This is a genomic window from Novosphingobium sp. HNCC26BN242 (assembly GCF_057180525.1).
The window spans coordinates 113,416-128,022 of sequence record NZ_JBXUGM010000005.1 but is presented as its reverse complement, the minus strand read 5'-3'; the positions used below and the strand labels follow the sequence as shown (position 1 = coordinate 128,022).

The 14,607-nt window shown below is 61.0% G+C and carries 11 protein-coding genes; 5 read left to right on the top strand and 6 right to left on the bottom strand.

The annotated features are described in order from the left end of the window. Positions 1-40: 40 nt before the first annotated feature. On the bottom strand, positions 41-1,306 hold the full coding sequence (locus tag AC2A1F_RS17700) for a cytochrome P450 (protein ID WP_484210101.1): 1,266 nt from the start codon (positions 1,304-1,306) through the stop codon (positions 41-43). A 143-nt stretch (positions 1,307-1,449) separates the two neighbouring features. Here AC2A1F_RS17700 and AC2A1F_RS17695 point away from each other — a divergent pair, with 143 nt between their 5' ends. Further along, the gene (locus AC2A1F_RS17695) at positions 1,450-2,322 is read left to right on the top strand and encodes a 3,4-dihydroxyphenylacetate 2,3-dioxygenase (protein ID WP_484210100.1); all 873 of its coding nucleotides are present in this window, start codon (positions 1,450-1,452) and stop codon (positions 2,320-2,322) included. 70 nt (positions 2,323-2,392) lie between these two features. Here the strand turns inward: AC2A1F_RS17695 and AC2A1F_RS17690 are convergent, their stop codons facing one another. Together AC2A1F_RS17690 and qhpR are read right to left on the bottom strand one after the other, a co-directional pair. Next, positions 2,393-3,235, bottom strand: a complete 843-nt coding sequence (locus AC2A1F_RS17690) for a type 1 glutamine amidotransferase (protein ID WP_484210099.1) — start codon at positions 3,233-3,235, stop codon at positions 2,393-2,395. A gap of 16 nt (positions 3,236-3,251) precedes the next feature. Next, positions 3,252-4,298, bottom strand: coding sequence for an AraC-like transcriptional regulator QhpR (gene qhpR, locus AC2A1F_RS17685; RefSeq protein WP_484210098.1), 1,047 nt, complete (start codon positions 4,296-4,298; stop codon positions 3,252-3,254). 269 nt (positions 4,299-4,567) lie between these two features. On the opposite strand from qhpR, the gene AC2A1F_RS17680 reads away from it, so the two are divergent. After that, on the top strand, positions 4,568-5,773 hold the full coding sequence (locus tag AC2A1F_RS17680) for an MFS transporter (RefSeq protein ID WP_484210097.1): 1,206 nt from the start codon (positions 4,568-4,570) through the stop codon (positions 5,771-5,773). Between the two features lie 346 nt (positions 5,774-6,119). Then, entirely contained in the window at positions 6,120-8,477 is a 2,358-nt protein-coding gene (locus AC2A1F_RS17675; RefSeq protein ID WP_484210096.1) for a TonB-dependent receptor, read from the top strand. Between the two features lie 13 nt (positions 8,478-8,490). On the opposite strand, the gene AC2A1F_RS17670 is transcribed toward AC2A1F_RS17675, so the two are convergent. From AC2A1F_RS17670 to AC2A1F_RS17660, 3 genes are read right to left on the bottom strand one after another with little or no spacing between them, the layout of a single operon-like run. Continuing rightward, positions 8,491-9,543 carry an AraC family transcriptional regulator gene (locus AC2A1F_RS17670; RefSeq protein WP_484210095.1) on the bottom strand — a complete coding sequence of 351 codons (1,053 nt, stop codon included), beginning with the start codon at positions 9,541-9,543 and terminating at the stop codon, positions 8,491-8,493. A 34-nt stretch (positions 9,544-9,577) separates the two neighbouring features. Next, the gene (locus AC2A1F_RS17665; RefSeq protein WP_484210094.1) at positions 9,578-10,999 is read right to left on the bottom strand and encodes an aldehyde dehydrogenase family protein; all 1,422 of its coding nucleotides are present in this window, start codon (positions 10,997-10,999) and stop codon (positions 9,578-9,580) included. Between the two features lie 14 nt (positions 11,000-11,013). Further along, the gene (locus AC2A1F_RS17660) at positions 11,014-11,904 is read right to left on the bottom strand and encodes a fumarylacetoacetate hydrolase family protein (protein WP_484210093.1); all 891 of its coding nucleotides are present in this window, start codon (positions 11,902-11,904) and stop codon (positions 11,014-11,016) included. Between the two features lie 132 nt (positions 11,905-12,036). On the opposite strand from AC2A1F_RS17660, the gene AC2A1F_RS17655 reads away from it, so the two are divergent. Together AC2A1F_RS17655 and AC2A1F_RS17650 are read left to right on the top strand one after the other, a co-directional pair. Continuing rightward, positions 12,037-12,837: an acetoacetate decarboxylase family protein gene (locus tag AC2A1F_RS17655; protein WP_484210092.1), complete on the top strand. Its 801-nt coding sequence runs from the start codon at positions 12,037-12,039 to the stop codon at positions 12,835-12,837. Between the two features lie 213 nt (positions 12,838-13,050). After that, complete coding sequence (locus AC2A1F_RS17650) at positions 13,051-14,481, top strand: methyl-accepting chemotaxis protein (protein ID WP_484210091.1); 1,431 nt, start codon at positions 13,051-13,053, stop codon at positions 14,479-14,481. Positions 14,482-14,607 lie beyond the last annotated feature (126 nt).

Here is a 14,607-nt window from a genome sequence, read left to right as displayed (position 1 = left end):
TGCCCCGTTTGTTCTTTCTGGCCCTTGGTGGGCCACGATTTCAGCAGGCAACGATGCGTACCGGCAGATGTTTGATGCCGTGGATGAAGTTGGATCGCAGATAGCTGTGGTCGGCCACCTGCTCGATCGTGGCGATCCGCTTGGCCAGTTCCTGCATGACGATGGCCACTTCCAGCTTGGCCAGCCACATGCCCAGGCAAATGTGCGGGCCGCCCTGGCCGAACGACAAGAAGGGATTGCGTTCCCGGTGCAGATCGATGGTGTAGGGATTGGCAATCGCGGTTTCATCGCGGTTGCCCGAAAGGAACCACAGCAGCACCTTGTCGCCTGCCTGCACTTGCTTGCCATGAAATTCAAAGGCGCGCGTGGCCGTGCGGCGGAAATGGGTGGTGGGTGAGGCATAGCGGATCATCTCGTCCGCTGCGGCTTCCCAGCTCAGGAAATCGCCATTTTTCAGTGCCTGCAACAGATGCGGGTTGTTGGCGATGGCGTGGATCGTGGCCGAGATCGAATAGCGTGTGGTGTCGTTTCCGGCGGCCACAAGCAGGCAGAAGAAGTTTCGGAATTCATCGCGGCTCATCTGCACACCGGTGCTGGTGGTTTGCCGCACCAGATTGAGCACGCCGATCTGCTCGCCTGCGTCCATCCGGTCGAGCAGGCCATTGGCATAATCGAACAGTTCCACCGCAGCAGGCGACCGGAAAGGCAGCATCCGGTAGGCCTCGGTATCCACCTGATCGACCACGAAATCGGTATAGTCCGGGTCCGAATTGGAAATCAGCGCATCGCCCTTTTCCACCAGCCACGGCCCGTCTTCCTGCGGCACGCCCATGATCTGCGCCAGCATCTGCATCGGCAGGCGCCGCGCGATGCGGTCCACCGCGTCAAACTCGCCCTCATCCAGCGCCACGTCGAGCAGGTCGGTCACGATGGTGCGGATCTGCTCTTCAAATCCCGCAACGGTGCTCTTGGAAAAAGCTTTCGAAACCAATGCGCGAAAGCCGCGGTGGTGGGGGGCGTCGGTTTCCTGAAAGGTCTTGCGCGCCTCGTACTCTTCCTCGGACTGGTCCTCCATGCGGATGCCCTTGGCCGATGACAGGAGATCGGCCTGCCGGTTCAGTTCCAGCAGATCGGCATGGCGGGTGACCGACCAGAAGCCGGTGTCGCCATTGACCATTTCGGACCACGCCATCGGCTCTTCGCGCCGCATCCGGTCAAACGTGGCAAAGGGCGCACCATCATTAAACGCATCTTGCGATGAAAGATCGACGTGTGCGTCGGTCGAGCGCGAAAAGGGAAACTGCATCTGATCCTCCGGTCTTGCAGCGGTGCTAGTCCTGCCGGGGCGTGGGGGACTTGGCTTAAGCGGACAGACTTGCGCAGGGCTATTCAGGTCGGCCCGACTTGCGCTTAACAGCGAGCCTGTAATCGCATCATAAGGAGGCCCAGATGGGCGAGATCATCGCAGCCGGCATCGTCGCACACGCGCCAACGATCATGATGTCGAAGGAAGACCGCTACGAGTTGAACGAAGGCAAGGAAATCAGCCTTGTACCGGGCCTGCACCGGCTGAAAAGCGAAGTGCTCGATGTGCTGAAGCCCGATACCATCGTGCTGCTGGATACGCACTGGTTCACCATCGCCGAATTCTGCGTAACCGCGCATAGCAGGCGGGCGGGGCTGTTCACATCGGATGAACTGCCGCGCGGAATGAAGCAGATTCCCTATGATATCAAAGGCTCACCCGCACTGGCCCACGCCATTGCCGAACGCGCGACGCAGGCCGGGGTGCGCACAACGGCCAATGACGATCCGTGGCTTCCGATCCACTATCCCACTGTAAACCTTACCACATTTCTCCAAGGTGAGGAGGAATGGCTCTCGGTCAGTCACGCCTATTCGGGCGAACCCGATGATTTCCTGACCGTCGGCGAAGGCATTGGCCGCGCGATCCAAGAGTCCGACAAGCGCGTGGTGATCATTGCCAGCGGATCGATGAGCCACCGGTTCTGGCCGTTCAAGCAGATCGCGTTGCACGAAGCCTCCGATCCCATTCACATTTCGAGCCCTGAAGCGCGCGAGGCCGATCTTGAGCGGCTGCGCTGGTTCGCCGAAGGCAACCACGCTGCGGTGATCGATTCGATGCCCGAATACTTGCGCCATGCCCCCGAAGCGCGCTTTGGACATTATTTGATGATGGCAGCCGCATGCGGCGGGCGGAGTTGGAAAGCGAAGGGGCGGCAGTTTTCGGATTACGAAAATGCCACAGGCACCAGCCAGGTCCACGTGTGGTTCGACAAGCCCGCCGACGGGTGGAACTGAGCCGCGAATAAGGGGGCATTTGTGCCCCCTTTGCAGCGCGTTATGGGCGTTTAGGTGCTGCTAGGTGCATCTAGGTGCACTTCAGAACGCAGGCCTTTATCCATGCGATAATCTCTGCGCGGCGCACGGTGTCGTCGGTCAGATCCTCGTCCACGCCAAGCTGCCAGGCAAGGTCTGCGCGGGTGCCATCGGTGGCCAGCGAGGCCAGATTTTCGCGATAGGCGGCCAGTGTTGTGACGTCTGCAAAGAACCCCTGCGCCACCATATCGTCTTCATAAAGCGTGTAGAGTTGCACGATCTGCCCAAGGTCAAACTCGGGATGATACTGCACCGCCCACACCTCGCTGCGGCCCAGCGGAATGACGGCGGCCTGCACCGCGCTGTGGCGGTTGGAGGCGAGCAGCGTGGCGCTTTGGGGCAGGCGCGTCACTTCGTCATAGTGGATACACGGTGCATCGAACACGGCCTGCTTGCCCGCAAACATCGGATGCGCACGGCCTTCAGCGTTCAACGCAATCTTGCGGGCAAAGCCCACTTCGCGCCCGCGCGGGCTTAGGCCCACTTCGCCACCGGCGGCCACTGCGGCAATCTGCAGGCCCCAGCACGATCCGAAGATCGGCAGACCGTGCTCGGCCGCCTGCGCCACCAGCGCGATCTGGTTGGTCACGGCAAAGTCTGTGTCATAGGCGTGGAGCGACGAGCCGGTGATGACGAAGCCATCGTAATCGGCCCATGTGCGCCCCTGCGGCATGACCTCGCCCGGATCGGCACCGTTTAGCACATCGAGTTCGATCTGCGGAAAGTGCGCGGCAATCGCCAGTGCGTAGATCTCGCTGGAATTGCGCACGCCAAGGTCGCGCGCGCGGGCGCGTTTGTCGGCGGTGTTGCCTTCGAGCAGCAGCAATCGGGTCATGGAAGCAGTCTCTGAATCAGTGTGCTGTGCGGGCCAGATTGGACCGGTAGGCCTGCGGGGAAATGCCGCTCCAGCGGTGGAAGGCGCGGGTGAAATTGCTGTGTTCGGCATAGCCCAGACGCAGCGCGATTTGCGCGATGGAAAGGTCGGGGCGGGTGCGGAATTCGAACACCGCTTGCCGCATCCGGCACTCATCAAGCACCTGCTGGAACGAGCTGCCTTCTTCGGCCAGCTTGCGGCGCATGGTGCGGCTCGACATGCCGATCTCGCGCGCGATGCGTTCCTGCTCGATGCCCTGCGTATTCAGATCCCGGAACACCACCTGAGCAAGCCGTTCAACCAGCGCCGTGTTGCGCCGCTGCGCCACCATCTCGCCCGAAAGCTGCCGCAGATCGGCCTGAGGCCCCTGCGTTGGTGGCAGGGCAAGATCGAGCATCTGCGCCGGAAAGCGGATCTGGTTGGTATCTGCGCCAAATGTGCAGGACGCCCGCAGGACTTTGCCAATGTCGCCGCGCATTTCATGGCTTTCGGCTTCGAACGCAAATTCGACCTTGTCCCATGCGCCGCTGGTGCCGCGCCGGATGATCTGGCCGATGATGCCTAGCGAGAACATCGCGTCATGATGGCGCGGCCAGATGTCGGGATCGAGAATGCGATAGCTGACCGAGGCCATGTCCTCCTCACGCTCTAACCGGATATCGGTGCAATCCTGCAGCAGCGCGAAGTAATCGACCATGCGCCGCAGCGCCGTGCCGACCTTTCCGGCAGAATTGATGGCCGTGCCGATCGGGCCGAGCGAGGCGAGATCATAGTGGACGCCTGCCAGCCACGGGATCGCCACATCGCGGGTTTGGTGCACCACATCTTCGGAAAAGCGCACGAAATCAGCCAGCGGGATCGAATTGGCGGCGCTGGACAAAGGGTTGCCGGGCAGGACGGGGTCGCGCAGACAGACGGTGGTTTGCGAGGTGGGCGTTGGAAGTGGTACGGCGGCAGAAGACTTGTCAGCCAGAAGACCGGCCCAACCATCGAGCGCAGCAGTGCGCACTCTTGCATGCGACATCGTTTTCTCCCCGGTGCTGCCCGCCCGAACGCAGGGGTTCGGGTCGGGAACAGGCATTCTCGTTGGAAATGGAGCCTATCGATTCGCATCGCGTGAATATTGATAGAAATCGTCAGAAATTGCCCTGAATTGTCACGTATGGAAAAGGGATGACCGCGCCTGCGCATTGTCCGGTCCTGCCAAGCAGCGCGGCATCATGCGTGGTGTTTTGAACATGAGCCGAACCTTTGAGCGAAGGTAGGCACCGGCGTTTGAAGGGCTTTGCTTTGATGGTGCATGCCAGCGTTGCCAGACTTGAGCCTGCTGCTTCGGGCGTAACGGACGTGAATGGCTGGAAGGCGGTGACCAGTGCCATCGTGCTGGGCACTATCGGTGTGCTGTCGTTCATCGTCCAACCCGGCATCGTGCAGGGATTTGTGACCGAACTGGGGATGAGCGAATCCGCAGCGGTGGATCTTGCCGGGGTGGAAATGCTGGGCGTGGCGTTGGCGACGATGGCGCTGGCGATCTTCGGCGGGCGAGTGGACTGGCGCCATGTCGTGGCTGCAGGCCTGCTGGCGGCGGTGATTGGCAATATCGGTTCGGCGCTCGCCGATGGCGCAGCGTTTGTCGTTTCGCGCTTTGTGGCGGGGCTGGGCGAAGGCACGATCATTTCGATCAGCTTTACCTTTATTGGCGTGACACGGCGGACTGAACGCAATGTTGCGCTTTATCTGGTGCTGCTGCTGACCTATGGCGCTTTTACCCTGTGGCAATTGCCCGCGATCCTTGATGCCATCGGCTTCCCCGGCCTGTTTTCGGCTTTTGCAGTCGTCTCTGTGCTTGCCTTGATCACCATTCCGCAGGTTCCGCGCAGCTTTGTGGAAGATGTTATGGACAATCCCGAAGCGCGGCAGCTTTCGCGTGGGTTGCTGGGCGTGGCGCTGGCCGGAGTGCTGGCCTATAATCTGGCGCAAGGCATTGCCTGGGCTGTGCTTTTTCTGGTGGGCACAGGCGCGGGCCTTGGCGAACAGCAAGTGGCTGACAGCCTGTTCCTTTCGCAAGTTGTGGCGATTGCAGGCGCGCTGGCTTCGGTGTTCCTTGCCAGCAGGCTTAACCGCAACGCCGCGATTGCCTTTGGCATTCTGGTGGGCGCAGCCAGCATTGCGCTGCTGCTGGGCAAACCGTCACTCATGCTGTTCACGCTGGGGGTGTGCGGTTTCAACTTCCTGTGGAACTTCGTCCTGCCGTTCATTCTGGGACGCATTTGCGATTTTGATACCAGCGGACGGATGATGTCATTGGCGATTGCCATGCAGATGACCGGGCTGGGCGGAGGTCCGCTGATCGCCGGGCGGCTGATTGATGGGACCGGCTATGGCGCGGTGCTGGCGCTGTGCATTGCGCTGTTCATCGCCAGTTTTGCGCTGCTGCAAATCCCGATCCGTCAGCATCGAATGTTGATGGCGGCAGAGCGCCCTTCCCACCGAACCTGACGCGATGCGGTGCCCTGTTGCAGGCAAGACACGGCAACAAGCTCCGGCTTGAGAGCGTGATCCGAAAGTCTCCGGGTCGGCCTGACGGGTCTTTTTCGCGCTGATTTCGTCGCGATCTTGCCGCGATGCACCCACATCGCGGCTGCGATCACTCCTCATCAGCACAAAAAATCCCTCGCCAGCCCTCAACCGGAGACTTTCGGATCACGCTCTGAATGAATCGGGTCGATTGGCCGGATCGGGCAAGCGTTTTGCCAGTCTGGAACGCATCGTTCGATGCATCAGGAAAACAAAACCGGCTCTGCCGTGCGGGATCGCATGACAAGAGCACTGGGGGGAAATGATGATGACGTTCGTGAAGTTTGCGTGCACCGCTTCAATGCTGGCCATTGCTGTTTCGGGTTCTTGCGCCTTTGCCCAAGATGTTCAGGCGCAGGCCGATCAATCGGATGCGATGTTTGGCGATATCGTTGTCACCGCCAACAAGCGCGAACAGAACGTGCAATCGGTGCCGATTGCCATCACCGCCTATTCCGGGGATCAGTTGAAGGCGCTGGGCGTGACCGATGCCACGCAGATTACGCAGCAGGTGCCGGGGTTGCAGCTGAACGCATGGTCGCCCAACGTCACGATCTTCAATTTGCGCGGCATTTCGCAGAACAACTTCACCGACTATCTCGAAGCGCCCATCGCGGTCTATATTGATGATGCCTACATGGGATCGATCAACGGGCTTTCGGGGCAACTGTTTGACGTCAGCCGTGTGGAGGTGCTGCGCGGGCCGCAGGGCACGCTGTTTGGCCGCAACGCTACGGGCGGGTTGATCCACTACCTTTCAACCGAGGCGAGCAAGGCGGAGTTCAATGGTTACCTGACAGCAAGCTACGAACGGTTTGACCGGCGCGCGCTGGAAGGCGCGGTGGGCGGATCGCTGACCGAAGGCATCCGCGCACGCATTGCGGGCCGCGTGGTGAAGGCTGATGGTTATATCAAGTCAGCCGCAGCGCTGCCGGGCGTGTTCGATGGCAACGGGCAGGATCTGGGCGCGGAGAACGGCTGGGCGCTGCGCGGCACGATCCAGGCCGATCTTGGCCCTGATGGCAAACTGGACCTGTGGGTCAAGCACAGCGAAGACAACAACGTGGCCACTGGCGGCTATGTGTTTGATAACTGCAACTTGCAGGACAATGGCTATTGCGGAACTGATGCGGCGGGTCTTGGCAATGGCAGCGGTGGGGTGATCAATGGCATCACCGGAGAGCCTGCCAGCCCGTTCCAGAATTTCAGCGATACGCCCGGCATCTTCAACCGCAACACGCAGATCTATCAGGGCAAGCTGACGTATGATCTGGGCGGGGTAAACCTGACCGCGATCACCAACTACACCGATCTGGAAAAGGATTATCAGGAAGACGGCGATGCGCTGCCGGTTGAAGTGATCGTGTTCCGCACCACTGCACGGTACAAGCAGTTCAGCCAGGAAGTGCGGCTTTCGGGCGAGAGCGATGCCTTGCGCTGGCAGGCGGGCGCCTATTACCTCGACATGAAGATCAAGGGCACGATCGACACAGTGGGTGCCCCTGCGATTGGCGCGGCGCTGGCGGCTGGGCTGCCGGGCGTGGCACCGACGATTGCCGAGGTCTATGACCTCAGTTCCAAGAACTGGTCGTTGTTCGGGCAGGCGGAGTATGACTTTTCCGACAAGGTCACGCTGATCGCGGGCCTGCGCTATTCTAAGGATACCAAGCGCGTCGACTATGCCTCGCGCGTGGTGGAAGGCGGGGCATCATCTGTCATCGCGAGCGACGAGACATTTTCTGCCGCGCTGCCGGGGGCGGATCGCATTTCCGATGGCGATATGGCCGCGCGTGTGACGCTGAACTACAAGCCGGCGGATGATACGCTGCTGTTTGCTTCGTGGAACCGGGGGATCAAGGGCGGCAACTTTACGTTGAACGGATATGTGACCGCGCAGACGTTTCAGCACCGGCCCGAGACGCTCAATTCTTTCGAGGCGGGGGTGAAGTGGTCCAACCCATCGCGGACGGTGCGCGTCAATGCCACGGCCTATCACTATATCTACAATGATTATCAGGCCTTTGCCCTGATCGGCGGGGTGCCGCAGGTGGGCAACAGCGATGCCAATGCCACCGGCATGGAGATCGAAACGTTCTTCCAGCCGAGCGAGCGGTTCAACGTGAATCTGGGCGCAACGTGGGAGCGCACGCATGTGGATACCGTGCAGACCGCAGGGTCGCAGTTCCTTTCCGTGTTGGTGCCGGGATCATCGGTGCCGCAATATTGCGCAGACCAGAACGATGGCACTTATTTCTGCGATTATCCGGCCAAATCGGTTTCCGGCGCCCAGTTCCCCAACGCGCCGCGTTTCAGCCTGAATTATGTGGTGCGCTACAACGTGGATCTGGCGGGCGGCAATGCGGTCGCGCAGGTGGATGGCGTTTGGTACGACAAGCAGTTTCTGGAAGTGACCAATGGCCAGTCATCGATCCAGCCTGCCTACAACGTGACCAATGCCTCGGTCAGCTGGACGTCGGACGATGACCGGCTATCGGTGCAGGTCTTCGGGCGCAACGTGTTCAACAAGGCCTATCGCGCCTATGCGCTGAACCTGGGGCCGCTGGGCACGACATCGGTCTTTGCGCGGCCTGCGACTTATGGTGTGAGCGCCACTGTGAAGTGGTGAACTGCTGAACCTTCTACCCTGAACTGGCGCTGCTTTCTTCACCGATTGCAGCGCCATTTTGTTTCTGGCGGCGGTAGCGCCCCGGTGGCATGCCGAAATGGCGGGTGAAGCTGCGCACGAAGGCTGCGCTTTCAGAGTAGCCCAGTGCCAGCGCGATGGCGCTGATATCGCGGTTGCTGTCGCGCAACAGGCGTGCGGCGGCGTCCATGCGGTGTTCGGCCAGAAGCGCGCGCCAGTTGGTGCCTTGATCTGCAAGGCGGCGGTTGAGTGTGGCGAGCGAGCAATCGAGCTGCCGCGCCACATCGGTGGCCACCGGTGGCTGATCAAGCATGGCGGCGCTGATGATCGTGCGCACCCTGTCGGCAAAGCCCATACCTTGCAGTTCGCCGATGGGTTCAAGCCGGCGAAGGTGATCTTCGATGATTGGATGAAGCGCCGGGCTGAGGACTTTGCCCCGCGTTTCGAGCAGGGCACTGTCAAACGAGATGGCATTGGTGGCCTGTTCGAAGAACACGTCGCAGCCGAAGTATTCGCGATAGCGGGCGTATTCGCCCACGCGTTCGTGTTCAAAGCGGACCTCGCGCAGTTCCAGTGTGCCGCCGCTGAACTGGCGGGCGAGGTTGAACATCGCGCCGATCGAGTATTCTGCATCCTGCCGCCGCGCGATCAGGCGCTGATCCTGCACCATGTATTCAAAGGTTGCCCAGTGCTTTCCCACGCTGAAGGATGGGCGCGAGGCCTGCTGCATCAGCGCGAGATAGCGCGTGAAGCTGGCAAAAGCCTCGCCCAATGTGGGCGCGCTGAGGAACAGGAAGCTCAAGGGTCCGAGGCTGTCAGACCCGGCCAGCCGCCCGGCATGAAGCCCGAAATGCGGATTGCGCACGAGCAGGGCCGCACTTTCGAAGAACGACAGGAAGGCGGCGAGGGGGATCAGGCCATCGGGATCATCGAGGTGGGCCTTGGCGATGCCCAGTTCTTCCAGCAGCGGGGCAGGGTTGCGTCCGGTCAGCTCGACACAATTGGCCACATGGCGCAGGAACTGTGCAGAGATGGTCGGGCTGTGCATGGCCGCGCCAGACTAGCGCAAGTGAAGCGCAGCGTCAGGCCCCGCCATAGATCGATTTGATTTCGAGAAATTCTTCAAGGCCAAAGCGGCCCCATTCGCGGCCATTGCCCGACATCTTGTAGCCGCCGAACGGCGCGGCGCTATCAAGCCCTGCGCCGTTGAGGTGGACCATGCCGGTGCGCAAGCGGCGGGCGACGGCGCGCGCGCTGTCCTTGTCGGCACCCCAGACATAGCCGGACAGGCCATAGGGGCTGTCGTTGGCGATTTCTACCGCTTGGTCCACGCTGTCATAGGGGATGATGGCGAGGACGGGACCGAACACTTCTTCGCGCGCGATCAGGGCGTCGGGGGCGACATTGGTGAAAATCGTAGGTGCCACGAACAGGCCATGTTCCAGCCCGGCGGGCGGGGTGGAGCCACCGCACAGGAGGCGCGTGCCTTCGGCGCAGGCCTGATCGATCAGCGTGATGACGCGGGAATGTTGCGCAGCATTGGCCACAGGGCCGATATCGGGATTGTCGGCAGGCATGCCTACGCGGATGGCCGCTGCCGCCGCGCTGGCCAGCGCTTCGACTTCGGCCAACTTGCCGCGCGGGACGAGCAGGCGGGTGGGGGCGTTGCAGCTTTGCCCGGTGTTGAGCATGCAGCCACGGACGCTGGCGGGGATGGCCTTGGCGAAGTCTGCATCGGGCAGAATGATGTTCGCGCTCTTGCCGCCCAATTCGAGCGCAACGCGCTTGATCGTTGGGGCAGCATTGGTGGCGATAGCTACGCCGGCGCGGGTTGAGCCGGTGAAGCTGACCATATCGACATCGGGATGGCCGGTCAGGGCATTGCCGATATCTGGCCCGGCACCGTGGACAAGGTTGAACACGCCTTTGGGCAGGCCAACAGAGTGGATGATCCCGGCAAGGATTGCGGCATCAAGCGGGGCAACTTCGCTGGGTTTTAGGACCATCGTGCACCCGGCGGCAAGCGCGGGAGCGACCTTCGTGGCGATCTGGTTCATGGGCCAGTTCCACGGCGTGATCAGCACGCACACGCCAATTGCCTCGCGCTGGAGCAGGGTGGAGCCCAATGGCACCTCGAACGGATAATCGCGCAGCACGCGGATCACTTCGGCAAAGTGCTGCGGGCCTGAGCCTGCCTGCGCGCCACGCGCAAGGCCGATGGGCGCGCCCATTTCGGCCATGATCGCATCGCCGATTTCGTCTGCGCGGGCGATGAGAGCAGCATTGATGGCTTCGAGGTAGGCCAGGCGCTCCTCTCGGCTGGTGGCAGACCATGCGGGGAATGAGGCCTTGGCTGCAGCGATGGCGGCTTGCGCATCGGCTGGGCCGCCGAGCGCAACCTGGCCCACGACCGAGCGGTCCGCCGGGTTGACGATATCCGCCCGAGTGCCGGCTAAAGGCGCGACCCATGCGCCGTCGATGTAGAACCGCGTTGCGTCAGCCACCTGCGCGCGCTCCCTTACTTCTTCTCGTCGAGCGCTGATTCGTAGAACGCCGCGCCCTGGCCACCGGCGGCGCGCTTGCCGCGGAACTCCCAATCACCGCCCATCGCGGTGGAGATCACTTCCTCGCTTTCGGTCGGCTGTGCGCCGCAATCATCGCGGATCGGGGTGGGGCCATAGACGATGGTGTTGGACAGGCGGCCCAGGCCTTCGACTTCAACATCGACCACATCGCCGATCTGCACCGGGCGGCTGTTGGCAGGCGTGCCCGACAGCAGCACATCGCCCGGCTCCAGCGTGATAGTGCGCGCGATGTCGGCCACCAGATAATGCATGTCCCATTCCATGTTGGCGGTGGTGTCCTCCTGTTTAAGGACGCCGTTCACATAAGTGCGGATCATCTTGTCGCGGAAATCCCAGCCAGTGACGAGGCCGGGGCCGATTGGGCAAAGCGTGTCGGAACCTTTGACGCGCAGCATCGATCCGGCATCGGTATCGCGGAAATCGTGCAGGCCGTAGTCGTTGGAAACGGCATAGCCGAGGATGTAGTCCCCGGCTTCGGCGGGCGAAATGTTGCGGCAGGTCTTGCCGATGACGATGGCGATTTCGCCTTCGTAGTTCAGCCAGTTGCAGCGTTTGGGCCGCACGACCGCGCCCTTGTGCGTATTGAGCGCGGTGATCGGCTTATGGAAATAGGTGGGCGCGGACGGCAGCTTGGTGATGAATTCCTGCACGCGGCTGTGATAGTTCAGGTGGACGCAGATGATTTTTGATGGATTGCACGGGGCCAGATGCACCGCATCGTCCACCCCGATAGTGCGGCCGTCCTTGGTGACCAGTTCATCGCCATGGCGGGTGGTGAGGATCGGATAGCCATCAAGCAGGATGCGGCGGTATTCGGTGGTCATGGACAGGCCCTTCTTGGAATCTTCAGCGCAAGTTGTAGCGCGCTGCGCCTGTTCCGGCTTTGGCCGTTGCGGCCAAGCTAGGCCCCGGCAGGTCGTTAGAACGCGGGTGACTGCAAATTTTCCGAGGTTTCCATGACCGATCTGAAGGGCCTGTTCTATCCCCGCACCCCCACCGGCAAGGCCAGCATCGTGCCGCCGGTGCCGTGGCACTATTCGGGCGAGTTGATCACGCTGGAATACCGCACCGACCCTGCCAAGGTCGCCGCGCTTTTGCCGGAAGGGTTCGAACTGGCTGATGAAGATCCCGGCGCTGTGGCGGCGATCTGGGCTGACTGGCAATCGACCGGCGATGATCCGGCGCAGTTGCTTGATCCGGCGCGCGTGCAGTACAAGGAGATGTTCATCGTCGTGCGCTGCAAGTTTCAGGGCAAGACCTATTCGCGCTGCGTCTATATCTGGGTGGACAAGGAATTCGCGATGCTGCGCGGCATTCATCAGGGTTATCCCAAGAAGCTGGGTTCAATCCAGATGAGCCGCCCGGTCTATGTCGGCAAGGCGGGGCCGCGCCTGGCCGCTGGAGGCACGTTTGGCGTGACGCTGGCCGCTTATGATCGCCGCCTTGCCGAAGGGCGCTTCACGATTACCGAGGCTTGCGACAAGCCCGGCTTCGTCAACGGGCACCCGATGGCGCACAACCGCTGGCTGCCCGCGATCGAGACCGACGGCACGCAAAGCCTGAACGAGGTGGTGACCATGTCGAGCTTTGACGTGGACTTTGGCCGCTGCTTCAAGGGCGAGTTCGATCTGGCCTATTTCGATAGTCCGGTGGAGGAATTGCTCGACATTGCCCCGCAGGAAAAGATTGCCGGATATTGGCATGAAGTGGGCGTATCGTGGAAGGCTGGCACGACTTTGTGGCGTGATAACCTGTAAAGCCTTGCACATACCCGCAGAGTGTCTGGCCTGATTGGGCCGAGCGATACGGCTTGGCTCGTCGGTTCTTGTCCCTCATCCCGCTTGGCGCATGTATCGAAGACCATGCGTAAGGTTACGCATTTCATCATTTCCAGTATGTTTCTGAAACAGTGCGTACAGGCTGGTCGATGGTTGTCCGTTGAGGGCGTCCGGGTTTGAGAAAGCACTGGCATGTTGGACTGGTTCGAGACGCAAGCACCCGTTCGTGAGAAGTTCAATGCGCTCACCAAAGTTCTGGGTCTTGTCGCCGGATTGAACTTCCTTTCGCTTGCGGCTTTGCTGATTGTCCCCAAGCAGGCCCTGGCCATCGTTGCCGCTATAGCGCTGCTTTCGTTTGCGTTGACGATCATTGTTGTGCGCCTGGCGGCTGGCCGCATCTGCACGCCTTATGTCAACACCGTGGCGCGGATGGAGGCCCTGGCCGATGGCGATACGGAAAGTCCGATCAGCTATACGAACTACCGCGATTGCGTGGGCCGCATGACAAAGGCGATGGAAAAGTTTCGCCTGTCTATCCGTGCCTCAACCGATCTGGAAACGCAGCGCAGCGTGATTGAACAGATGAATGCTTCGCTTGCCCGCCTGGCTGCCAACGATCTGACGGCGAACATCCAGAGCGCGTTTCCCGGAGAATACGAGGAGATGCGAGAGAATTATAATGCAGGCATTGCCAGCGTTTCAGCAACGCTGGCCAAGATTCGGGATCTGGCCAATTCCGTTTTGACCGGGGCCGAACAGATCGACGCTGCATCGGCCGATCTTGCTCACCGCAATGAACGGCAGGCCGCGAATCTGCAGCGCGCTTCAAGTTCGATGAACGAGGTTACTACCGAGCTTGCCCGCACGGCAGAGCGCGCCGAAGCCGCCAACCATTCGGTAGCCAGCGTTGCCATCAAGGCTGATGAGGGCCAGGAAGTTGCGACTTCGGCGATGGCATCGATGCATGAAATCGAAAAGTCGTCGCAGGAAATTGGCCGCATCGTCGGCCTGATCGACGGCATTGCCTTCCAGACCAACCTGCTTGCGCTGAATGCCGGGGTTGAAGCGGCCCGTGCTGGTGAAGCGGGCAGAGGCTTTGCTGTTGTGGCCACCGAAGTCCGCGCGCTGGCCCAGCGCTGCACCGAAGCTGCGCAAGATATCAAGACCCTGGTCAACGCCAGCACTGCGACAGTGGCCAAGGGAGTGACGACGGTTGAGCAAACACGCGCCGTGTTGGGCGATCTTTCGAGCCTGATCGAGGAGATCACCAGCTTTATTACCGAAGTATCGCGCGCCACAGCGCATCAGGTCTCGCGGTTGCAAACGGTCAATTCCGATGTGTCTGAAATGGATCTGATGACTCAGCAAAATGCGGCCATGGTTGAAGAATCCGCTGCGGCGGCGCGGAGCCTTGCCGAGCAGGCCAACGCTCTTTCCGGTGGTGTGCGAACCTTTGCGCTCAACGTAGATTCACCGTTGATTCCCCGCATGACTGGTGAGGCACCAGCCTCCCGGCACCGCGCAAAAATTGCGCCGCCGACCAGCCCACGCGCCCCGGCAATTCGTTCTGCTCCTGCTTCTTCGGGCAATCTTGCCCTGGCCCAAAACTGGTTGGAATTCTGAGGCTCTAGGGCCAGCTCTAGCCAGCGAAATTGCGGCATTATACATCTGCGAGGTGTGCTCCAAGGTCATCTTGGCATTGCCGATACCAGATGCTTGATCCCGCCGTATGATGGCGCGCGGATCAGG